At 53.9% G+C, this 22705-nt stretch carries 19 protein-coding genes and 1 other annotated feature; of the genes, 6 read left to right on the top strand and 13 right to left on the bottom strand.

Translation table 11 applies throughout. The features are described 5' to 3' along the window. Positions 1–69 precede the first annotated feature (69 nt). The 5 genes from tpx to sppA all read right to left on the bottom strand — a co-directional run bounded on the left by tpx (position 70) and on the right by sppA (position 3639). Entirely contained in the window at positions 70–570 is a 501-nt protein-coding gene (gene tpx / locus IC803_RS02960) for a thiol peroxidase (RefSeq protein WP_081208170.1), read from the bottom strand. A 293-nt stretch (positions 571–863) separates the two neighbouring features. Next, positions 864–1334: a GerW family sporulation protein gene (gene ytfJ / locus IC803_RS02955; protein WP_081208168.1), complete on the bottom strand. Its 471-nt coding sequence runs from the start codon at positions 1332–1334 to the stop codon at positions 864–866. An 11-nt stretch (positions 1335–1345) separates the two neighbouring features. Next, positions 1346–1975 carry a DUF2953 domain-containing protein gene (locus IC803_RS02950; protein ID WP_143421077.1) on the bottom strand — a complete coding sequence of 210 codons (630 nt, stop codon included), beginning with the start codon at positions 1973–1975 and terminating at the stop codon, positions 1346–1348. Positions 1976–2144: 169 nt separating this feature from the next. Further along, positions 2145–2600 carry an RDD family protein gene (locus IC803_RS02945; protein ID WP_369826937.1) on the bottom strand — a complete coding sequence of 152 codons (456 nt, stop codon included), beginning with the start codon at positions 2598–2600 and terminating at the stop codon, positions 2145–2147. Between the two features lie 31 nt (positions 2601–2631). Further along, positions 2632–3639 carry a signal peptide peptidase SppA gene (sppA, locus tag IC803_RS02940; RefSeq protein ID WP_081208162.1) on the bottom strand — a complete coding sequence of 336 codons (1008 nt, stop codon included), beginning with the start codon at positions 3637–3639 and terminating at the stop codon, positions 2632–2634. A 110-nt stretch (positions 3640–3749) separates the two neighbouring features. Here sppA and IC803_RS02935 point away from each other — a divergent pair, with 110 nt between their 5' ends. Further along, complete coding sequence (locus IC803_RS02935) at positions 3750–4553, top strand: NAD kinase (protein ID WP_081208160.1); 804 nt, start codon at positions 3750–3752, stop codon at positions 4551–4553. Positions 4554–4791: 238 nt separating this feature from the next. On the opposite strand, the gene mbcS is transcribed toward IC803_RS02935, so the two are convergent. The 5 genes from mbcS to ezrA all read right to left on the bottom strand — a co-directional run bounded on the left by mbcS (position 4792) and on the right by ezrA (position 11026). Beyond that, a complete protein-coding gene (gene mbcS, locus IC803_RS02930; RefSeq protein ID WP_081208158.1) occupies positions 4792–6387 on the bottom strand; it encodes an acyl-CoA synthetase MbcS in 1596 nt (531 codons plus the stop codon). Between the two features lie 138 nt (positions 6388–6525). After that, positions 6526–6732 carry an alpha/beta-type small acid-soluble spore protein gene (locus IC803_RS02925; protein ID WP_020960916.1) on the bottom strand — a complete coding sequence of 69 codons (207 nt, stop codon included), beginning with the start codon at positions 6730–6732 and terminating at the stop codon, positions 6526–6528. 80 nt (positions 6733–6812) lie between these two features. After that, positions 6813–8018 carry a tRNA uracil 4-sulfurtransferase ThiI gene (gene thiI / locus IC803_RS02920; RefSeq protein ID WP_081208335.1) on the bottom strand — a complete coding sequence of 402 codons (1206 nt, stop codon included), beginning with the start codon at positions 8016–8018 and terminating at the stop codon, positions 6813–6815. Then, the gene (locus IC803_RS02915) at positions 8008–9171 is read right to left on the bottom strand and encodes a cysteine desulfurase family protein (RefSeq protein ID WP_081208333.1); all 1164 of its coding nucleotides are present in this window, start codon (positions 9169–9171) and stop codon (positions 8008–8010) included. The genes thiI and IC803_RS02915 overlap by 11 nt, the downstream gene beginning before the upstream one ends. 151 nt (positions 9172–9322) lie before the next feature. Further along, the gene (gene ezrA / locus IC803_RS02910; protein WP_081208156.1) at positions 9323–11026 is read right to left on the bottom strand and encodes a septation ring formation regulator EzrA; all 1704 of its coding nucleotides are present in this window, start codon (positions 11024–11026) and stop codon (positions 9323–9325) included. A 187-nt stretch (positions 11027–11213) separates the two neighbouring features. On the opposite strand from ezrA, the gene hisJ reads away from it, so the two are divergent. Both hisJ and IC803_RS02900 read left to right on the top strand, forming a co-directional pair. Next, the gene (gene hisJ, locus IC803_RS02905) at positions 11214–12038 is read left to right on the top strand and encodes a histidinol-phosphatase HisJ (protein ID WP_081208154.1); all 825 of its coding nucleotides are present in this window, start codon (positions 11214–11216) and stop codon (positions 12036–12038) included. 27 nt (positions 12039–12065) lie between these two features. Then, positions 12066–12542: a GAF domain-containing protein gene (locus IC803_RS02900; protein WP_081208152.1), complete on the top strand. Its 477-nt coding sequence runs from the start codon at positions 12066–12068 to the stop codon at positions 12540–12542. Positions 12543–12594: 52 nt separating this feature from the next. Here the strand turns inward: IC803_RS02900 and IC803_RS02895 are convergent, their stop codons facing one another. Continuing rightward, positions 12595–14430 carry a sensor domain-containing diguanylate cyclase gene (locus tag IC803_RS02895; RefSeq protein WP_081208150.1) on the bottom strand — a complete coding sequence of 612 codons (1836 nt, stop codon included), beginning with the start codon at positions 14428–14430 and terminating at the stop codon, positions 12595–12597. A 324-nt stretch (positions 14431–14754) separates the two neighbouring features. On the opposite strand from IC803_RS02895, the gene rpsD reads away from it, so the two are divergent. Next, positions 14755–15357 carry a 30S ribosomal protein S4 gene (gene rpsD, locus IC803_RS02890; protein ID WP_081208146.1) on the top strand — a complete coding sequence of 201 codons (603 nt, stop codon included), beginning with the start codon at positions 14755–14757 and terminating at the stop codon, positions 15355–15357. Between the two features lie 46 nt (positions 15358–15403). Here rpsD and tyrS read toward each other — a convergent pair whose 3' ends face one another. Further along, positions 15404–16663, bottom strand: a complete 1260-nt coding sequence (gene tyrS / locus IC803_RS02885; protein WP_081208144.1) for a tyrosine--tRNA ligase — start codon at positions 16661–16663, stop codon at positions 15404–15406. 52 nt (positions 16664–16715) lie between these two features. Then, positions 16716–16940: a binding site (T-box leader), on the bottom strand. A gap of 155 nt (positions 16941–17095) precedes the next feature. Between tyrS and IC803_RS02880 the strand changes: the two genes are divergently transcribed. Further along, positions 17096–19855 (top strand): transglycosylase domain-containing protein, encoded by a 2760-nt coding sequence (locus tag IC803_RS02880; protein WP_081208142.1) that lies wholly within the window; start codon positions 17096–17098, stop codon positions 19853–19855. Between the two features lie 296 nt (positions 19856–20151). Here the strand turns inward: IC803_RS02880 and acsA are convergent, their stop codons facing one another. After that, positions 20152–21867: an acetate--CoA ligase gene (gene acsA / locus IC803_RS02875; protein ID WP_081208140.1), complete on the bottom strand. Its 1716-nt coding sequence runs from the start codon at positions 21865–21867 to the stop codon at positions 20152–20154. A 182-nt stretch (positions 21868–22049) separates the two neighbouring features. Here acsA and IC803_RS02870 point away from each other — a divergent pair, with 182 nt between their 5' ends. Next, positions 22050–22682 carry a GNAT family N-acetyltransferase gene (locus IC803_RS02870; protein ID WP_063164984.1) on the top strand — a complete coding sequence of 211 codons (633 nt, stop codon included), beginning with the start codon at positions 22050–22052 and terminating at the stop codon, positions 22680–22682. The last annotated feature ends 23 nt before the right edge of the window (positions 22683–22705 follow it).

Here is a 22705-nt window from a genome sequence, read left to right as displayed (position 1 = left end):
CCGCCCCGTGCGGCAAGAAGCGCGCCAACAGAAAAGAAAAGACCCCAAACAAATCGGGGCCTTTTTCCGTTATTTCGCTGCTTTTGCCGCTTCAATCGCCGCTTCGTAGTTCGGATGGTTCGTCACTTCCGGCACGTATTCTACGTACGTCACCGTATCATTGCTGTCGATGACAAAGACCGCGCGGGCGAGCAAGCGCAGTTCTTTGATCAAGACGCCGTACGCTTGTCCGAACGAAACGTCGCGATGGTCGGACAACACTTGGACGTTTTCGATGCCGGCAGCGCCGCACCACCGTTTTTGCGCAAATGGCAAATCCACGCTGACAGTCAGCACTTTCACATTGTCGAGCTTCGCCGCTTCTTCGTTAAACCGGCGCGTCTGCGCGTCGCAAACCCCGGTGTCCAGCGACGGAACGACGCTGATTAAGCGGACATGCCCTTTCGTATCGGCGAGCGTCACTTCTTGCAAGTTTTGGTCAAGCACCGTAAAATCCGGCGCCTTGTCGCCGACGTTCACTTCGTTGCCGACGAGCGTGACCGGGTTTCCTTTAAACGTCACATTGGCCATGGGCTCTCTCCCCCTTAAGAAAAAATATGTACTATTTCCATAGTAAAACGGGGAAACGATTTTTGCAATTGTTTTGCCTCATTGGAAGGCTGATAATGGAACGAAAAGCCCTTCCTCCCACCAGTTTCTCCTAAATATAGAAAATTTGCCGCATCCACTTCTTATTTCCTATCGTCTCCCGCCGGATCAAAATTCTGTCGGCCTTTTAGGCATCTTTATAAAACAAAATTTTCCTTCTGCCACTGACAGGATGAAAAAGCGCCGGACGATCAACGGTCCAGCGCCGCGCTCAGCTAAATGTCAAAGTCGTTCGCCGAAGCAGAAGCCGCCCCGTCTTGCTTGTTTTTCTTCAACATCGCTTGAATTTTCTCAAACGCCTGTGGGGCGACATCGAGTATTTTCTCATATAAGTGCGTGCTTTCATCCAAATGGAGAAGTTTGACACCGGACGAATTGACGACAAGAAACGCAATCGGGGTAATGGAGACACCGCCGCCGCTGCCGCCGCCAAACGGATGCCCGTTCCCTCGGGCTTGCCCGTTTTGCCCATTTCCGCCCGCTTGCGTCCCTTGGCCGTTTTGCTGGCCGTCGAGCATAAACTCGCTGCCGCCGGCAGCAAACCCAAAGCCGACTTTCGATACGGTTAAAATGACGCTGCCGTCAGGCGTCTCAACCGGGTCGCCGATAATCGTATTGACATCAATCATTTGTTTTAAGTTTTCCATCGCTGTTGTCATTAGCCCTTGGATCGGATGATTCGTCATGCTCATTCCTCCTAATAGCCTTCATTTGCCTGTCTTGCTGTCAACGGGTTTCGTTTCCGCAAGCGTCGTCCACGCCAATGTTTGATCACTCGCAATCCTGCTAACATAGCATGCCCGATTCGAAAGTGAAACATACATAAAAACGCCGTTTCCGAAACAGCCCGGTCATAGGTCGGAACGATCATCATCACCGGGATGGCTTTCATCTTCGTGTAGCGGCTCACCGCGCCGGTGATCATGTATTTCAACGACCAGCCGAGCCCGGCGACCATCCCGGTTGACGCCGCGTCGCCGGTGCCGATTGTTGTCCTCCATTCCCATTTTGTAATTGTGACATGACGGTAAAACTGTTTCATAATTTCGTGCAAGTCGACAACCTGTTTGAGAAACTGCTTGACTTGACGAAAGAAATCGGCAATGTCGCTCGGCGTCCATTTGCTTTTCTTTTCCTCTTTTCCGCGCGTTCCCCCCATTCCTTTTTTATGAACAAGCGCCACACCAGGCGACTCCGGTTCAGTTTCGAGCTTGATGAGCGGAACGCGAATCGTGTAACGGACGAGGCCAAACAGCGTGCGCAGCACAATTTTGTACTCGTCATCGTCTTCAGCATGGCGGAATACGACCGTTACCGAAATTTTCATCCATGCAGCAAAAAGGAGAAAAAGAGCAACTGCCACGACGGCTATGATCACTATTCTCAATGTCCGCACTTCCTTTCACCATATCATTGTCACCATATGGAAAAAAAATAAACCTGCCATAGCGGCAGGTGTTGGTCATTGAGGGCGGACGGATGCAAACAAAAGCCCGTCAATCCCGAATGACGATCGTATCAGCAAACTGATCGTGCATCCCTTTTTTCTTTTCAGAAAAAGCGACAAACAAAAAGCCGATGAACAACAGTTTTTTTGCGATAAACTTGCCGACGACTTCGCGGAACAGCACCGTCAGCCATGTAAGCGGCACGCCCCGCTCATCGACGACTTTTAGGCCGAACACCATTTTGCCAAGCGTCTGCCCGAACGCTTTCGTCATCAAAACAAAATAGGCGTAAAATACAACAGCCGCCGCCACCGCGGCCGGCGCAAACAAATGGTCCCGCGCTAACGGCCAGTCGAACAAGCGAAACAACGGCCAAATGACAAGCCGGTTTATGCTTGAAACGACTATAACGTCAAGCAAATACGCCCAAAAACGAAGCCAAAATCCGCCGTAGCGGGGGGCCGCTTCCACCGGCAAACGGTGTTCAGGCGCGGGCGGCGCCATCGCTTGCGTATCAGTCATCCTCCCACTTCCTTTACTCAGTAAATAAATACATGAGCCGCGGCGATGACGGCTGCGACAACAGACGGATGAGCTCAGCCGCTTCTGTTTCCGGCTTCGCCCGATTGGATATCAACCCGAACAGGGAGCCCCACGGGGCATCGCTTACGTATCTCACAACTTGGGCGTCGGCGAGCCGATGTTCTTTTTTGAGCGCCGCAATTGTATCGTCCAAATAGCCAAACTCATCAATCAACCGGAGCGATTTCGCTTGTCGGCCGTCGTAAATGCGGCCATCCGCCAGTTTGCGCACCGCCTCTTCCGGCAGCTTTCTCCCTTTGACAATAACGTCGACAAACGCCTCATACGACTGGTTGATCAGCCGCTGCAAAATGTCCCGCTCCGCATCCGTCATTTTGCGCGCTGGGTTCATGATGTCCTTGTACGGGCCGCTTTTGATCGTGATGAGCTCGACGCCGTATTTTTTGGCCAGCCCTTCGTAGTTGACACTTTGCATAATGACGCCGATCGAGCCGGTGATCGTCTCCGGGCTGGCGAACAGCTTATCGCCCGCTGTGGCGATGTAATAGCCGCCTGACGCCGCCATCGCTCCCATCGATACGTAAATCGGCTTCTTCGTCTCCTTTTTCAATTTCAACAGCTGGTCATGAATTTCCGCGCTTTCGGCGACCCCGCCGCCCGGTGAGTTGATGCGCAATACGATGGCTTTGACACTGTCATCTTCCTTCACCTGTTTGATCATTTGCAAAAACGTTTGATGGTTATAAAGCGGCGAGGAAAAGAACGCCTCCGCTTCGCCTGCATCTTGAATGACGCCGTTCACTTCCAAGACCGCGATTTTTTGCAGCAGGTCGCCCTCTTCGATCACTTCCTCGCTAAACGGCGCTTCCATCAGTGCCAACCAATTTTCCGACCATGTTCCCGCCTCATCGGACAGCAGTACGCCAATGGCGTTAACGAGCACGGAAATGATAAATAACGCCGCCGCGATCGCCAACGCCGTCCACCGTTTTCGATTCATCCTCTTCCCCCTTTTGCATCAGCTACCCATATTTTTAGAATCATGGAAAACGTGGTACAATATTCATTGTACATCGGTTCAAGATATGATGCCATTAGGAGGGCGCAAAGATGGACATGGAACGCAACCGCCTCTATTTTTTTTATAAGCGCGACGACGAGCTCGTCGAACGGGTGAAGCCGCTCATTGAGCGGGCGGAGCGCGGGCCGTTTGTCGTTGTCGACGACGCCCGGGAAGCGAACATTATCGTCAGCATCGGCGATGACGGAGCGTTTTTGCAGGCGGTCCGGCAAACCGGATTCCGCCCTGACCGTTTATACGTCGGTGTGTCAACGCTGCCGACGCGCGGATTTTATTGCGATTTCCAAATCGATGATATCGATCATATGGCGGAAGCAGCCAGAAACTGGAAGCTTGAAGTGCGGCGCTACCCGGTCATCGAAGTGACGATCGACGGCACCGCCTCCTTTTTCTGCTTAAACGAATGTTCGATCCGCTCGCAAATCATTAAAACGATGGCGGTCGATGTTTTTATTGACGACTTGCATTTTGAAACGTTCCGCGGCGATGGCATTATCGTCTCGACGCCAACCGGCAGCACCGGCTACAACAAATCGGTGCACGGAGCGGTCGTTGATCCACTTTTGCCGTGCTTTCAAGTGAGCGAGCTCGCCTCGCTCAACAGCAACCGCTACCGGACGCTCGGCTCGCCGTTTATTTTGAGCGGTAAGCGGAAACTGACGCTGAAAATATCGGAAGAAACGAGCCATTTTCCGATCATTGGCCTCGACAATGAAGCGCTCAGCATCCAGCATATTGAGCGGATTGACATCCGGTTGAGCGACCGGGTCATCAAAACGGTGCGCTTAAAAGACAACTCATTCTGGGATAAAGTGAAGCGCGTCTTTTTATAAACGGCGCGCAAGGTCGCCTTTCTTCGGGAGACGACAAGGTGTGCGGGAGTATTCGGTGCGTATCTATGGATGGAAGAGGATGCCCCTTCGTTCGGGACACCCTCTTTCGTTTTATGGATGGCTTCAAGATGAACCGCCCCCTCCCGAAACGAGCGGCCTTCAGGCTAGTTCACGCCGCTTAAGGAGGCAGGCTGTTTTGCGGCCTTTCATTGCACTCGCGTTTCCATATCCCCCGCGCTTATGACGACCGGCCGGCAAGGCGCGCTTCCCGTTCGCGCAGCTCGACGCGGCGGATTTTCCCAGACGCCGTTTTTGGCAAGTCGTCGACGAACTCGATTTTGCGCGGGTATTTGTACGGAGCGGTCAATTGTTTGACATGCTCCTGCAATGCCGGAATGAGCGATGGATCGTTTTTGTCGACCCCGTCGCGCAGCACGACGAACGCTTTGACGACATGGCCGCGCACTTCATCCGGGCTGGCGACGACGGCGCATTCTTTCACCGCCGGATGCTTGACGAGCGCATCTTCCACTTCAAACGGGCCGATCGTATAGCCAGAGCTGATGATGATGTCATCGCCGCGGCCTTCAAACCAGAAATAGCCGTCTTCGTCTTTTCGCGCTTTATCGCCGGTAATGTAATAGTCGCCGCGGAACTGCATCGCCGTCCGTTCTGGATCTTTATAGTAATATTTAAACAGCGCCGGCGTTTCCACATGGACGGCGATATCTCCCACAACGCCAACTGGGCACGGTTCGCCGTTTTCATCGATGATTTCGACGCGGTTGCCCGGAGTCGGTTTCCCCATCGATCCCGGCTTGATGTCCATCCCTTTCATCACACCGACAAGCAGTGTATTTTCCGTCTGGCCATAGCCATCGCGCACTTGGATGCCAAAATGCTTGGCAAACGTGTCGATCACTTCGCGGTTGAGCGGCTCGCCGGCCGACACGGCGCTATGCAAGTGCGATAAGTTGTAGCGGCCGATATCCGGCACCTTCGCCATGAGGCGGTACTCGGTCGGCGTGCAGCAAAGCACGTTCACTTCATATTTTTCTAACAGCTGCAAATATTTTTCCGGCTCAAAGCGGCCGTAATAGACGAACCCGGTCGCCCCCGAGCCGAGCACCGATAGAAACGGACTCCAAATCCATTTTTGCCACCCCGGCCCGGCCGTTGCCCAGACGAGATCGGTCTCTTCAATGCACAGCCAGTTTTTTGCCGCCGTGCGCAAATGGGCGTACGCCCAGCCATGGCAATGGACAACCCCTTTCGGATTGCCGGTCGTGCCAGAGGTGTAAGATAAAAACGCCATATCGTCGCGCGACGTATCGGCCGCAGCGAGTGTTTCGCTTTCTTCCGCCATCGCTGCCTCCAGCCGAACCCAGTCGTCATGCTCGTGCTCGCCAATCGAAAATTTCAACAGCCTGTCGATGCCATCGATCGAGGCGAATTCGTTAAGATACGGTTCATAGGCGACAACCGCCTTCACTTCCCCATGGGACAATCGGTATTGCAAATCTTTTGCCCGCAGCATCTCGGAGCTCGGAATGACGACAAGCCCGGCTTTGAGCGCCCCTACATATACTTCATACGCTTCAATCAGGCGCGGAACCATGACAAGCACTTTGTCCCCTTTTTCCAGTCCGCGCGATAAGAAAGCGTTTCCAATTTGATTGGCGCGCGCCATGAGGCGGCCGTATGTAATCTCTTTTGTTTCGCCGCGCTCGTTCTCCCATTTTAAGGCGATTCGCTCCGGATGAGCCGCCGCATGCCGTTCCATTTCGGACGTTAAATTGTAGCGCTCAGGAGCGATCAGTTCTTCCCGCTTCATCGTTTCTCTCCCCCTCTTCTGTTCGTTTCGCCGTCTCCGGCATCTTCTATTATACAAAATAGTTATTATATTTTGAATACTTTTTTGACATAATAAGCGGCGGGGAACTCCCCGCCGCGCAAGCCATCATTTATAAGATTAGAATTGACGCGCACCGCCCAATTGTTGCTGCGCCATAGCGACAAGACGTTTCGTAATCTCGCCGCCGACTGAACCGTTAGCGCGCGATGTCGTGTCAGCGCCTAAATTGACGCCGAATTCTTGGGCGATTTCATATTTCATTTGCTCGAGCGCTTGCTGTGCACCCGGAACAAGCAGTTGATTGTTGTTGTTGTTGCGTGCCATCTGTTTTCACCTCCTTGTACGTATAGAATGTGTGAAAACAGACGGCGATATGCAACACCCTTTTTGGTAAATTCTGAGATTCAAAACAGGTCAGCGAACTCATCAGCCTGTCCGGCTTCTTCATCGATCACGATCGTTTCCGTCTCATTGATCGCTTTCTCAAGAAGCGGGGCGAGATCGAGCTGACTCTCGTGATGAAGCACTTTCTCTTTTTTCGGCTTCGTTTTTGGCGCCCGCGGCGTAAAAATGGTGCAGCAGTCTTCATATGGAAGAATCGAAATATCGTGGGTGCCGATTTGCTTAGCAATCTCGATAATTTCCATTTTATCCATCGAAATGAGCGGGCGCAAAACCGGCGTATTCGTTACCTCATTGATCACGTACATGCTTTCCAGCGTCTGGCTCGCCACTTGGCCGAGGCTTTCGCCGGTGACGATGGCCAACGCCCGCTGGCGGCGGCGCAACGCATCCGTAATTTTCAGCATCGCCCGCCGAGTGGAAATCAGTGAATACTCATTTGGAACTCCTTGATAAATGGCTTGCTGCACTTCGGTAAACGGCACGATATGCAGCTTGATTTTTCCACCGTAGGCGGTCAACGTCCGCACTAAATCGATCACTTTTTGCTTCGCCCGTTCGCTTGTAAACGGCGGGCTGAAAAAGTGAACGGCCTCAATTTCGAGGCCCCGCTTCATCGCCAAGTAGCCGGCGACCGGGCTGTCGATGCCGCCTGAGAGCATGAGCATCGCCTTGCCGCTCGTCCCGACCGGCAGGCCGCCGGCGCCGAAAATGTCGCGGCACGTGACATATGTCCCGTCTTGACGCACTTCGATGCGCACATCAAGATCCGGCTCGCGCACATTGACCGTCAAACCGTCCGTCTGCCGCAAAATATGCGCCCCGACTTCATGGTTCAACTCGTCGCTTCGGTACGGGAACTGTTTATTGACGCGGCGGGCGCTCACTTTAAACGTTTTCCCTTTATACGGAAGCTGGCGGACGGCGGCAAGGGCCGTCTCTTTAATGGCATCTAAATCGTTTTCGCACTTCATCGCCAAGCTGAACGAGTGAATGCCAAACACCGTTTTCAGCTTGTCGATGATCGGTTCATGCGGCTCACCGTTTAATAAAATGTACATTCGATCGCGCATATATTCAATTTGAATCCGGTGAAACGCCTGCAGTTTGCGGGCGATATTGTTTTTCAGCCGACGGACAAAGATGTTGCGGTTTTTTCCTTTCGTCGTCATTTCCCCATAACGGATTAAAATACGGTCATACTTCATCTCCATGTGATCCCGTTACCTCGCTTAATGTTTTGATCGCCTGTTTCATGGCCGCCAACGCCGGCGCGATTTCTTCGCTCGTGTTGTCAAACGACAGGCTGATGCGAATGCCGCGCTCAGCCCGCCCTTCGCCGAGCCCCATGGCTAGTAGCGTTTTGCTCGGCGCCTTTTTTTTCGACGAACAAGCCGATGTCGTCGAGACGTAAATACGGCTTTTCGCCAACTCATGGACGAACACTTCCGGCTTCATGCCGCGCTTTAAGGAAAAGTTGATGATATGCGGCGCAGCGCCGTGACGCGGCGTGTTGATCTCAATCTCCGGAATGGCGGAAAGGGCGGCCAGCCACTCCTCCTTTAGCGCCTTAAGCCGGCCGATCTCCCGCTCGTATTTCTCCATCGCCAGGCGCAGCGCTTTCGCCATCGCAACAATGGCGGCGACATTTTCCGTTCCGGACCGGAGCCGCATTTCCTGCCCGCCGCCGGCGATCAACGGCATCAAACGGACGCCTTCGCGGACATAAAGCACCCCGGCGCCGCGCAATCCGTGAAATTTGTGGGCCGATAGCGTGCATAAGTCGACGCCGGCTTGTTTCAAGTCGAGCGGCACTTTGCCGATGCCTTGCACCCGGTCGACATGAAACAGCGTCTTCGGATAGCGGACAAGAAGCGCACCGATTTCCTCAATCGGCTGCACCGTGCCGACTTCGTTGTTGACGTGCATAATTGAAACGAGAATCGTGTCATCGCGCAGCGCCCGCTCCACTTGCTCTACCGACACCCTCCCGTCGCGGTCGACCGGCAAGTACGTCACCTTAAAGCCGAGCTCCTCAAGCTGCCGGCACGGCTCGGCAACGGACGGATGCTCGATCTCCGTCGTAATGATATGGCGGCCGCGCCGCCGATATTGCCAAGCGACTCCTTTCATCGCGAAATTGTTCGCTTCCGTTCCGCCGGACGTGAACACGACCTCGTTCGCTTTGACGCGCAGCATGGCAGCGATTTGTTCGCGCGCCTGTGCGAGCAGCCGCTCCGCCTTCATGCCCAGCTCATGGAGCGAAGACGGATTGGCAAAGTAATCCGTCGCGACCGTCACAAACGAATCGATCACTTCCGGGAACGGTTTGGTCGTCGCGCTGTTATCAAGGTAAATCATCATTTCCATCCTCCGCTCGTGATCGGCAATTCATCCATATAACATAATAATAAAAGCGGACGAAAAACAGCAACGAAAACACACACACATTTACAGTATTCACCAAAAACCCGATAAATATCGGTTTCCGCCGATATTTATCGGGTTGGGATCATCGTTCTTCCTCGTTGTCCGTCTGCCAAAGCTGCTGCACGCGATCAAACGCGCCCGGCTCGACGCTCTCAATCGTGGCCACCGCCTGGCGAAGCGCCTCTTCGTAATCATAATGGCGGAATAAAAACTCAGCCTCCTCAAGCCCTTTATGAACCGCCGGATACCGGCGGCGGTAGCGGTTGCCGTATTGAATCGTCCGTTCAGCCAAGGCCGCCTGTTCGATCATTTCGATGGTTCGCTCATACAGCCGTTCCACCGACGCTTTCGCTTCTCCAAGCGCCTGATCGACCGACGGCATGTCGAGCGGCTTTTCATCGAGGCGGGCGGCGACATTTTGCAGGCTGTTGCGCGCTTCTGCCAGCTCAAGCGCATACGATTCGGGCAACCCCGGCAGCCGGCTTTTTTGCACGAGACGAAGCGCTTCGGACAATTGTTTTCTCATGTCATCGAGCTTTTCACGGGCAATCAATTCGTCTTTGCGCAGCGTCTGCAGCATCACCCGAAATTGTTCATGTTCTTCCTTCATCATGCCGATTTGCCCAACGAGCTGCTCAAGCTCCTCTCTAAGCAGCGAATAGGCGGTTTTCGCCTCGGCGGCGCGTTCTTCGATCAGCAAAAACCGCTTTTGCAGCTGGTGCAGCTGTTTTTCAATGCTTCGGTATTTTTCGAGGTCGCCTGGCGGCAGGTGGTAGCTTTGCTGGACGAACAGGGCTTCAGCGCCCGTTTCTTTCGCCTCGGCGGCCAATTCCTTGAGCATGCCGCCGATGCGCGGCATTTCCGTTTGCACGTATCGATGGGCGAGCACTTCTTTTTCCAGCAAGTCATACAGCGTGTCAATTTCTTCTTTCAGCTCAGCGACGGTCTGCTTCGCTTCCTCGATGTGCAACTCGCCGATCATCGCCAAGCATTGCTTGATTTTCCTCTGTTTTTCTTCCAACGCGCGTTCGATGTGCAAATGATCGAGTATGTACCCGCTCTGTTCCATTTCCTGATAGCCGTCAGCGAGCTCAGCGAGCTGGGCCGGAAGTGAGGTTTGGCACTCGCCAAGCAACACCGGAATCTCTTCCATCATCGCGGTGAGGCGGTCAAGCTCCTGCTTCAGCAACAGGACGACATCGCGCGCCGCCAAGTAGTTGCCGGCTTCCGTCAATTCCGCAAACGACTGAAACTGCTTTTCCGCCTCGCTCAGGCGGACATCGAGCAAATCAGCCGCCGCCCCGAACGTATATCGATAGGCGAGCAGCGTTTTTTTCGCCTCCCGGTGGGCGGCTCGCAGCTCTTCGATTTCCGCACGGCTTTGCTCTTCGCTTCCGATCAGCTCGTTGACTTCATGAATGATTTGATGCACCTCTTCCTCGAGGCGGCGCAGGCCGTCCTCCATTTGACCAAGCAGCTTGCGCGCCTGCCGGTACCGATATTTGTCAAGAAGCGTTTCGGCGTCAAACAGCTGTTCTTCGACATTGGGCAGCTTCACGGCTACGATCTCATCCCATTGTTGGCGCCACTGTTCAAACAGCCGCTCTGCCTCCCCCGTCATGTTCAGCTGTTTCACTTTGGCGAGCTCGTCTGGCACCGGCCGGTTCATCAGCTCGATTTTCCATCCCTCAAGCCGGTCGATTTCCCGATACATCCGCTTCCGGTACATCTGATTGTATATGATTGCCCCTGCGCTGAGGAGCAGAACGATCCACACGATTTCCATGCACAAATGCCCCCTTGCACTCAAGCTACTCCGAAATGAATGAAAATGGCGGAGAAGGCAAAAATATAGGTTTTTCAATGTTTTTATGATACCATGTTAACGACATTTTTTGACCAAAATTTTTATTTTTTTTACAAGAATCTTCAATATGTTTGCTATCATACAAAGAGAAAGGGGGAAAACCGCCTTGCGTGACGGCCATATTCATACACCGTTTTGCCCGCACGGAAGCCCTGACCCGCTTGAGCGATACGTGGAACGAGCGATCGCGCTCGGCTATACCGACATTTCGTTCACTGAACATGCCCCGCTGCCGGAACGGTTTGTCGACCCGACGCCGGAGCAGGACAGCGCCATGGAGCGCCGGCAGCTTGAGCGCTATTTGGCCGCTGTCGCTGATGTGAAGGAGCGCTACCGAAACGACATCACGATCCGCGTCGGGCTTGAGGTCGACTTTATCCCCGGTTGGGAGGAAGAGACGGCACGATTGCTCGATGAAGTCGGCCCATTGCTTGATGACAGCATTTTATCGGTTCACTTTTTAGCGCACGAAGGCCAATATGTATGCCTTGACTACAGCGCCGATATGTTCGCCGACATCGTTCGCCTGTTCGGCTCCGTTGAGCGCGTTCACCGCGCTTATTACGAAACCGTGCGCCGGTCGATCCGCGCCGACCTTGGCCGCTATAAGCCGAAACGCATCGGGCATATCACGCTTGTGCGCAAGTTTTGGCGCCGCTTTCCATGTCCGGATCCGATGACTGAGCTCGTTCTTGCCATTCTTGTTGACATGGAGCAGTTCGGCTATGCGATCGACTATAATGGAGCTGGCGCCGCCAAACCGCTCTGCCTTGAGCCTTACCCGCCCAACCACCTCATCGCTGAAGCGCGGCGGCGCGGCATCCCGATCGTTTACGGCTCGGACGCTCATCGCGCGGACGACTTGCATCAAGGGCGGGACGTGATGGATCACGAGGCGCTTGCGGTTGACAATCGCCAGGCGTCATCATAAAATGGGCCAAAAAAGGAGGGCAAACAAATGTTTCGTCCAACCGCCTACAGCGGTACACGCGAAGAAAACTATGCGCTCGTCATCGAGCAGCTGAAAGCGCTCATCGCCGGAGAGCCGAACATGATCGCCAACTTGGCGAACGCTGCCGCCCTGCTTAATCAGTTTCTCACCGACATCAACTGGGTCGGGTTTTACTTGGCAGAGGGCGACGAACTTGTGCTCGGCCCGTTCCAAGGATTGCCGGCGTGCGTGCGCATTCCGTTCGGCAAAGGGGTGTGCGGCACAGCAGCCGCCGAGCGGCGGACGGTCGTCGTTCCCGATGTGCACCAATTTCCGGGCCATATCGCCTGCGATGCTGCATCCCAATCGGAAATTGTCGTGCCGCTCATCAAGGAAGGCCGCGTCATCGGCGTCCTTGACATCGACAGCCCGGTGAAAAACCGCTTTGATGACACTGACCGCCGCTATTTAGAGCAATTCGTCGGCGTGCTCATTTCCGAATGAGCGGAAATAGCAGCCGGCGCGAAGAAGGAATCCGCCTGACCGGATTCCTTTTTTACACCTTATATGAATGGTGGCGATCACTGACAAAAATACAGTTTTTTTCAGTCTCCTTCGCCATATACAGCGCCGCGTCCGCCCGTTTAAACAACTGTTCCGCATTATCATGGTCATGCTGCCTCCACGATGAAATGCCGCACGAAACGGTCACCGGCGGGACCGTATGCTCCCTCACTTTTTCAACGATGCGGCGGGCAACGGAAACCGCGTCAAAAAGCGACACGTTTGGCAAATAGACAGCGAGTTCCTCTCCTCCCCAGCGCGCCGCGATATCGTTATCGCGGATGTTCATGCGGATCATCTCGGCCACTTGAACGAGCACATCGTCGCCCGTCTGATGGCCGTAAATGTCGTTGATCTGCTTGAAGTTGTCGATATCGATTAAAAGAAACGCCCCAAGCGCATCCGCTTCCATCGATTTTTGGATCGCTCTGTCCAAATAACGGCGCGTATACAGCTTCGTCAAATAATCGGTGATGACCAACTTCTCAAGTTCCTCCCGCAAAATCGCGTTCATAAACGCCAATGTCGAGTGCTGAACAAGCGATTGCAGCAGTTTAAACATGTCAAACGTGAACTGATATGGCTTGCGGGCAAGCACGATGCAGACGCCTTTTGTTTCTTTATTTTGCAGCATCGGCGCAGCCATAACGGAACGAAACGACCCAAAATCGGACGCGCATACATCGCCGGCAAATAAAATATCATTTCCGCTGCGGCGCCGCGCTTCAACCCATTCGACATACATCGCCGACGAGCCTTCATAAAAAAACGGCGTGCTCCCCGGAAGAAGCTCATGTTTGCCGTCAGCAAACAAGAAAAAGCCAACTTCATCCGCGCCAAACGACTGCCGAATTTGCGACACCATATAGTCGATCGCCTCGTACAGACGCGACCGGGCGTTCAGCTGGCGCATCGTGTCGTTAATGAGCTGCAAATCGGCAACAAGCCGGCGCGACTGTTCGTACAGTTTGGCGTTTTCCAACGCGCTGCCGGCCGTCCCCGCCAACAATGAAATAAAGTTGATTTCCCGCTTCGGAAACGGAGCGGCATACGGGGCGATAATTTGAATCACCCCGTATACCGCCTGCACCCCTTTAATGGGCGCATACAGCACCGAACGCTGCGGCGCCGCTTTCTCCTCGCATTGCACCTGCCCGGTCAAAAACGCCCGCAGCGCCGCCGTTTGCTCTCCGTTTTCATCAAAGGCAAACGTTTTAATCGGCAAATTTCCGCGCAAGTGGTTATCGTGCGATAACAGAAGGTAGTATGTAAACGACGGATAGACGTTTTGCAGCGTGCGGATAATTTCTTCAAGCACATCGTCGATTTGCATCGAGGAGTGGATTTTCGCCGCAAAGCAGTGCAGCTGCTCGTACCGTTTCTCCTCGCCCTTCCCTTGTGATAACGCGTTCAGCTTGCGGAACAGCTGGGCCAAATCCGCTCGCAGCGCTTCAAGCAGCGGTCTGTCGAAGCGGCGGCCTTTTCCGTACACAAGCTCGACCATCGTCGGCGCTTCTTCGGAAAGCAGGAAAAAGAGGCGGGCGGCTATGCGCGGCCCGCCATCATCGACCACGACGATCTCCTGCTTTTCCTCTGCCGCAATCCGCCCCGCCACCGGTCCCCCGCCAGCGGCCGCCTCCGGGCAAAAGGCGCCGCACGACGGGTCAAACAAGTACAATACCGCTTGTTCGAGCGCCAGCTCTTCTTTTAACAGCGCAAGCAGCTCGCCCGCCGCCGTTGAAAACAGCCCGTCGTCCTGAAACGCCAAAAACCAGTGGAAAAATTTCCGCTTAAACGATTCATATCGTTTCGTTTCTTCCCATCTCATCATCTTTTCCACCTAAACTGGCATCATCACTCTAATAGATGACAAATTTTTTCTAAAAATTGCATCTTTTATTATATCATACAAACGGCCAAAAGGGAAAATAAAATATTGACTTTCCCCTCTAAAAATCATATAATAGCCTTTGTGTAAAATATAGCAGCCTTTGTGCCCACCTTTATGGTTCATTTTGTTCCTCGGCCCGCCGAGGTGTATCGCGTAACTCTTAGCTGCTAGAGCGAGGATACATGAAAACAAAATGGCCGTAATTGTTGGCGCACATCTGCTTTTATTTTACGGGAATAAAAGCATAAGGAGGAGCAGTCAATGGCTCGTTATACTGGCCCAACATGGAAAATTTCCCGCCGCCTTGGCATCTCGTTAAGCGGCACGGGGAAAGAATTGCAAAAACGTCCGTATCCGCCTGGTCAACACGGCCCAGGCCAACGGAGAAAATTGTCGGAGTACGGCTTGCAGCTGCAAGAAAAACAAAAGCTGCGCCATATGTACGGCGTGAACGAACGCCAGTTCCGCAAAACGTTTGAGGAAGCGGGCAAAATGCCGGGCAAACACGGCGAAAACTTCATGATTTTGCTTGAATCGCGCCTCGACAACCTCGTCTACCGTTTAGGGTTGGCTCGCACGCGCCGTCAAGCCCGCCAGCTTGTGACGCACGGCCACATTTTAGTTGACGGCAGCCGCGTCAACATCCCGTCGTACCGCGTCAAACCGGGACAAACGATCGCTGTCCGCGAAAAATCGCGCAACTTGCAAGTCATTAAAGAAGCGCTCGAAGCGAACAACTTCGTTCCGGATTACTTGACGTTCGACCCGGAAAAAATGGAAGGCACGTACACTCGCCTGCCGGAGCGTTCCGAACTGCCGGCGGAAATTAACGAAGCGCTCATCGTTGAGTTCTACTCGCGTTAATGCGCAAAAAAGATCCGAAATGCATTGGCATTTCGGATCTTTTTGTTTAGACGTAGCGAATTAAATAATATTTCTTTTTGCCGCGGCGGATGACGGTAAACCGCCCTTCCAAACGGTGTTCGGCCGTTAAGACGGCGCCGACGTCTTGGATGCGTTCGCCGTTGACATAGATGGCGCCGTTTTGAACATCTTCGCGCGCCTGTCGCTTCGATGGCGAAATGCCGGCGGCGACAAGCAGCTCGACGAGCGGAACGTCGCCTCCTTCATGGACAAACGACGGCACATCTTTAAACCCTTGCTCGATTTCCGCGGCCGTCAACTCGGCAATGTCGCCGCTAAAGAGCGCCTCAGAAATGCGGATCGCCTGCCTAAGCGCCTCTTCGCCATGCACGAGCTTCGTCACTTCCTCAGCCAGTGCTTTCTGCGCCGCCCGCTTCTCCGGCGCCTCGCGCAGCTCGTGTTCAAGCGCCTCGATTTCCTCTTTCGACAGGAACGTAAAATACTTCAAGTAGCGGATGACATCACGGTCATCGGTGTTAATCCAAAACTGGTAAAACTCATACGGCGACGTTTTTTCCGGATCAAGCCAAATCGTGCCGCTTTCCGTTTTTCCGAACTTCGTGCCGTCCGCTTTCGTGACGAGCGGAATCGTCAAGCCGAACGCTTCCGCTTCTCCTTTCGTTCTACGAATGAGCTCGAGCCCGGCGGTAATGTTGCCCCATTGGTCGCTGCCGCCGATTTGCAGGCGGCATTGTTCCGTTTCGTACAAGTTGAGGAAATCGTACGCCTGCAGCATCATGTAGCTGAACTCGGTGAACGAAATGCCGGTTTCAATGCGCGACTGCACCGATTCTTTGGCGAGCATGTAATTGATGCTGAAATGCTTGCCGACATCGCGCAAAAACGTAATGACATCAAGCGGACCGATCCAATCATAATTATTAGCGATTTTTGCTGGATTGCCTTCCGCTTCAAAGTCTAACAGCCGACCGAGCTGTTCTTTAATGCGGGCGCCCCATGCTTCGACCGTCTCTTTGGCGTTGAGCGTGCGCTCGTTTTTCTTCCCGCTCGGGTCGCCGATCAGTCCGGTTGCGCCGCCGACTAAGGCGATCGGCCGATGTCCGGCCTGCTGGAAGCGGCGCAGCGTCAAAATGGCCGCTAAGTTGCCGATGTGCAAACTGTCCGCTGTCGGGTCAAATCCGCAATAGAGCGTCACGTTTCCTTCATTCAGCAGCTTTCGGAGCCCGTCTTCATCCGTCGTTTGATTGACGAGCCCACGCCATTGCAGTTCTTCGAGCAAGTCCATGTTCTTCACCTCTTTATGAATGTCGTCAAAAAAAGAAAACACCCGCCCTGTATGAAGGGGCGAGTGTTCATCGCGGTACCACCCTACTTAGAAAGCCTGTCGCTTTCTCGCTCATTTCGGTAACGGCGCATGCCGGCAGACGGCTACTGGGCGTCAACGCCGTTCGCCATCGCTGCTCGGGGAGGTAATTCACGGTTGCCTATGGACTGGCTCGCACCGCCCGCCAGCTCTCTGCACCAGGGAGGCATCCGCTACTTGTTCCCGTCATCGCTTTTTCGGTATGAATATATACATTCTTTTACCATATACACATACTCGCTGTCAACTCCGGCTCTTTTCGCCACAAACGGCGAAAAAGCGACAAAATCCCGCAACGACGCGCACGAGTATGTTATACTTATCTATATGATTTGCCATGAGAGGGGGCCTGGCATGGAACAAAAACCGTTTCGAGCTTCTTTACAAAAAATGTGGCATTATTTTTCGCTTACATATGACGTCGTTTGGAATGTCACCCTTATTTTGCTCATCACCGCGCTCTGCCTCGTTTGTTTTGCTGCTGGCATCGGCGCCGGTTATTTCGCTTTTTTGGTGAAAGATATGGCGGTCCCTTCGCATGACAAAATGAAAAGCGAGATTTACAGTTATGAAGAAACGAGCCATATGTATTTTGCCGATGGCGTCTATTTAGGCCGATTCCGGTCCGACCTCGACCGCGAGGCGGTGCGCCTTGCCGACGTCTCCCCATACGTTGTGCAGGCGGTGATCGCCACCGAAGATGAGCACTTTTACGAACATGACGGCGTCGTCCCAAAGGCCGTCATTCGCGCCATGTTTCAGGAAATGACGAACTCGCCGAACAAAAGCGGCGGCAGTACGCTTACGCAGCAGCTCGTCAAAAACCAGCTGCTGACCAGCGAAGTGTCGTTCGAACGCAAGGCGAAGGAAATGTTACTGGCGCTGCGCCTTGAACGATTTTTGTCGAAAGAAGAAATTTTAGAAGCCTACTTAAATGTTGTTCCGTTCGGCCGCAGCTCATCAGGCCGCAACATCGCCGGCATCCAGGCCGCCGCCCAAGGGGTGTTCAGCGTTGACGCCAAAGATCTCAATCTCGCCCAAGCAGCGTTTTTAGCCGGCTTGCCGCAAAACCCGTTCGTCTATACGCCGTTTGCCGCTGATGGCAGCCTCAAACAAGATCTCTCGGCCGGATTGGAGCGGATGAAAACGGTGCTCTACCGGATGAAGCGCGCTGGCTATATTTCTGACAAGCAGTATAAAGAAGCGCTCGCCTACGATGTGACGAAACATTTCGCCGCTCCGAAGCCAACGCCGTTTGAGCGCTATCCGTTTTTAACGATGGAAATCGAAAGACGGGCCAAAGAGGTGCTCGCGGAAACGTTCGCCAAGCGCGACGGCCATAAGCCGGAAGAGCTGAAACGCGATGCCGGCTTGTACCGCCGCTATGCCGGTGAAGCGAGAAAAGCGCTGCGGCAAGGAGGCTTGCGCATTTATACGACGATCGACAAAGCGATTTATGAGCAAATGCAGCGCGTGGCCGCCCGCTACCCGTATTATGGCAGCGATCGTGTGTATTATACGAAAGACAAGCGAACAGGGAAAACGATCGCCGAGCGCCAACCGGTGGAAGTGGGGGCGATGCTCATCGAAAACAAAACCGGCAAAATCATCAGCTTTGTCGGCGGCCGCGACTACAAGCGCGAGCAGTTAAACCACGCCACCCAGGCGCACCGTTCGAACGGCTCAACGATGAAGCCGCTTTTAGTGTACGCGCCGGCGATGGAGATGGGCGTCGTTCAGCCCGGTTCGGTCATTCCCGACCTGCCGCTTTCGATCGGTTCGTACAGCCCGAAAAACGCTGATGGAAACACACACGGCCTCGTCTCGGCGCGGCGCGCGCTTCAACAGTCGTACAACATCCCGGCCGTTCGGATCTATACGAAAATCCAAAGCCGCCATCCGGTCGATTATTTGCTCAAAATGGGGGTTACAAGCGTCGCCAAGCAAGAAGAAAACAATCCGGCTTTAGCAATTGGCGGGACGCACATCGGCGTCACCGTCGAAGAAAACGTCAATGCGTATGCGACGTTTGCCAATTACGGTTCCTTTGTCGATGCGTATATAATCGAAAAAATTACCGATAAAGACGGAACGATCATTTATCAGCATACGAGCAAGCCGGTTCCCGTCTTTTCTCCGCAAACATCGTATTTAATGATCGATATGATGCGCGATGTGCTGCATGGCGGAACCGCCTCCTCAGTGCCGCGCTACTTGACGTTTTCGGCTGACTGGGCCGGCAAAACGGGGACATCGCAAGACAAACACGATTCATGGTTTGTCGCCACAAACCCGAACGTGACGTTTGGCGTTTGGATTGGCTACGATCGTCCGGCGCCGCTGGAGTCGCGCTATAAGGGGCTGTCCTACAGCCGGCGCACCCAGCTGTTATGGGCGCAATTCATGAATGCCGCCCATCGCGTGAAACCGAAGCTGATCGCCCCGCCGGAGCGGTTTTTAATGCCCGGCGGCATCGTTCGCCGCGCGTATTGCGCCGCGAGCGGATTCAGCCCATCAGAGGCGTGCAAAAAAGCCGGACTCGTCCGCTATGATTTATACAATGCAAAGTTTACGCCGCGGCAAGGAAGCGATGACTATTTGGTCGAGGGCCGGTTTGTCGTCATTGGCGGGCGCCGGTATGCGGCGCTTGAGACGACGCCGGAGGAATTTGTCACCCGCGGGGTCATCGTCAATCCAAAGTGGCTCAATCAGTGGGGAATCGACGGGATGACATCAGCCGGCGATGACTTTGTTGTCGCCATCTTAAAAGAAAACGGGCGCGTCCCCGCTCCGCCGTCCGCCCGTCTGAACGGCCGCACTCTCGTCTGGGACCGACACCGGGAGCGCGATGTCATCGGCTACCGCGTCTATCAGGTGAGTGAAACCGGAGAGCGGCAAATCGCCGCCATCATTAAAGCGGAGGAAGCGGCTTCCTTTTCTGCTCTCAAACCGGGAGCGGCCTATTACGTCACCGCTGTCGATATTGCCGGCCGCGAATCGGCGCCATCGGGCAAAGTCGCACTGCCGGCCGCCCAGCCCGCCCCGCCGGCCAATCCGCCTGCTCGGGAGGACAACGCGGAAAATGGCGCTGCTTCCCCATCCGCTCCTCGATAAACGATCACAAGGCTTTCCAACCGTTTCATTGGAAAGCCTTGTTTCATGAACGGGCGCCTGCTTGTTCGAGCATGGCTGGCCGGGCAGCCTCTTTCGCCGCCCGCCTCCTTCCGCCCCCCTCTTGTGATCCTCGTTTCTCCGCCGAAACGACCACGCAGCGCCACCCTCGCATGTTTCCGCCCGCACTCCTATGACGGCCAGTTTCCCTAATGGACTCCCGCAGCGAGCCGAGCATCATCAGCCGCCATCAGAAAAAGCGCCCGAAACGCCAAAGCATTCGGACGCTGCTGTTCGTTTTAGTCTTCCATGGTCGATAAGTCGCCGGTCGGCAAGTTGAGCTCCCACGCCTTTAAGACGCGGCGCATAATTTTTCCGCTTCGCGTTTTCGGCAGCTTGTCGCGGAACTCGATCTCGCGCGGCGCAGCATGGGCGGCGAGCCCTTTTTTTACAAACTGACGGATGTCTTCTTTCAACTCTTCGGACGGCTCATAGCCTTCGCGAAGCGCGATGAACGCCTTGATGATTTCCCCGCGCACCGGATCGGGTTTGCCGATGACGCCGGCTTCCGCAACGGCCGGATGCTCGACGAGCTTGCTTTCGACTTCAAACGGCCCGACGCGCTCGCCCGATGTATTGATGACATCGTCAACGCGTCCTTGAAACCAGAAATAGCCGTCTTCATCCATATAGGCCGAGTCGCCCGACACATACCAATCGCCGATAAAGTATGATTCGTATTTTTGCGGGTTGTTCCAAATGGTTTTCATCATCGACGGCCAACCTTTTTTGATGGCCAAGTTGCCCATCCGGTACGGCGGCAGGACGTTCCCTTGATCGTCAATGATCGCCGCCTCCACCCCCGGAATCGGTTTCCCCATCGATCCCGGCTTAATTTCCATGCATGGGTAGTTGCAAATGAGATGTCCGCCCGTTTCCGTCATCCACCATGTATCATGAATGCGGCGGCCGAACACTTTCAATCCCCAGCGGATGACTTCCGGATTGAGCGGCTCGCCGACGCTTAACACATGGCGGAGCGAGCTTAAGTCGTATTTTTTCACCACTTCATCGCCCGCGCCCATCAGCATGCGGAACGCTGTCGGCGCGCTGTACCAGACGGTGACGCCGAAGTCTTCGATCGTTTGATACCAAGCGTCCGGGCTGAAACGGCCGCCGACGATGACGCTGGACGCCCCGCACAGCCACGGGCCGAAAATGCCGTATGATGTCCCGGTCACCCAGCCTGGGTCAGCCGTGCACCAATAAACGTCATCTTCTTTTAGGTCAAGCACCCATTTCGCCGTTTGATAGTGCTGGATCATGGCGTTATGGACGTGCAGGACGCCTTTCGGCTTGCCGGTCGAGCCGGACGTATAGTGCAAAATCAGGCCGTCTTGACGGTCGACCCATTGGATGTCAAAGTGCTTGCTTGCCTCATTCATCCGCTTTTTCAAATCGATGTACGGACCTTCTTCAACAACATCGTCACCAACCAAAAAGACGTACTTCAGCTCCGGAAGATCGCCGACCGGCACGCGCGGCAGCAGCTCCGGCGTCGTCACGATCGCTTTCGCTCCGCTGTCTTCCAGACGGTCGCGCACCGCCCCCTCCATAAACGCTTCAAACAGCGGCCCGACGATGGCGCCGGTTTTAATGATGCCGAGCACCGTAAAATACAGCTCCGGCGAGCGCGGCATAAACACAAACACGCGGTCGCCTTTTTCAATGTCGGCCACCTGTTTTAAGACGTTGGCGACTTTGTTGGACATCTCTTTCATCTCTTTGAACGTATATTTCTCATTTCGCACAGCGTCGCGGTAGTAAAGCGCCACCTTATTTTTGCGGAACGACTCGGCATGGCGATCGATCGCCTCATACGCCATGTTGACCCGTCCGGTTTCATGCCAAGAAAACGCCTTCTCCGTTTCCGTCCATTGAAACTGTTCGTATGCTTCCTCGTAGTTTTTCAAGTTGTAGTCCCCTTGTACGACTGGCAGCAGTTCCGTTTTCATTCTCCGATCCCCCTTATGTAAGTGATTACATTTCTATTATAGTAGATGATAAACAGTTTCTCAATTTTTAAAATATTCCTCGTCCCCGTTTCTTTGAAATTTTTTTGAATTGCGCCGGCCAAGGCCATTTTTATGTATAATGGAAATGGATTGACTGATTGATTAATTCAGGTGGTGACCGAATGGAACATAAAAAAACGTATAACGCCAAGGAGCTGAAAACGCCGAACGGGACGCTTCTCATCGAAGGGCCGGTGACGCCGGAAGCGTTGGCCAGCTACGAATTTCACCGTGACTTAACTTCATTTCGCCAACCCTCTAAACAGCACGAAGCATTAATCGAGATCGCCAAGCTGCCGGAAGGCCGGATCATTATCGCCCGCCGCGGCGAAACGATCGTCGGTTATGTCACATTTTTATATCCCGACCCGCTTGAACGTTGGTCTGAAGGGAAGATGGACAATTTAATCGAACTCGGCGCCATCGAAGTGATCCCGGAGTTTCGCGGCTTTGGCGTTGGAAAAAATTTATTGATTGTCTCCATGATGGACGATGCGATGGAAGATTATATCATCATTACCACTGAGTATTATTGGCATTGGGATTTGAAAGGGACCGGGCTGAACGTATGGGAATACCGGAAAGTGATGGAGAAAATGATGAACGCCGGCGGACTCGTCTGGTACGCGACCGACGACCCGGAAATTTGTTCCCATCCGGCGAACTGCCTCATGGTCCGCATCGGCAAACGGGTCGATCCGGAATCGATTCAACGGTTTGACCGGCTTCGCTTTATGAACCGCTATATGTACTAAACGTGCGATGCACAAAGGGGAGA

This window comes from Geobacillus sp. 46C-IIa, from assembly GCF_014679505.1.
In the GTDB taxonomy this organism is placed as follows: Bacteria; Bacillota; Bacilli; order Bacillales; family Anoxybacillaceae; genus Geobacillus.
The sequence above is the reverse complement of the archived record's forward strand: the minus strand, read 5'-3'. Positions and strand labels throughout refer to the sequence as shown.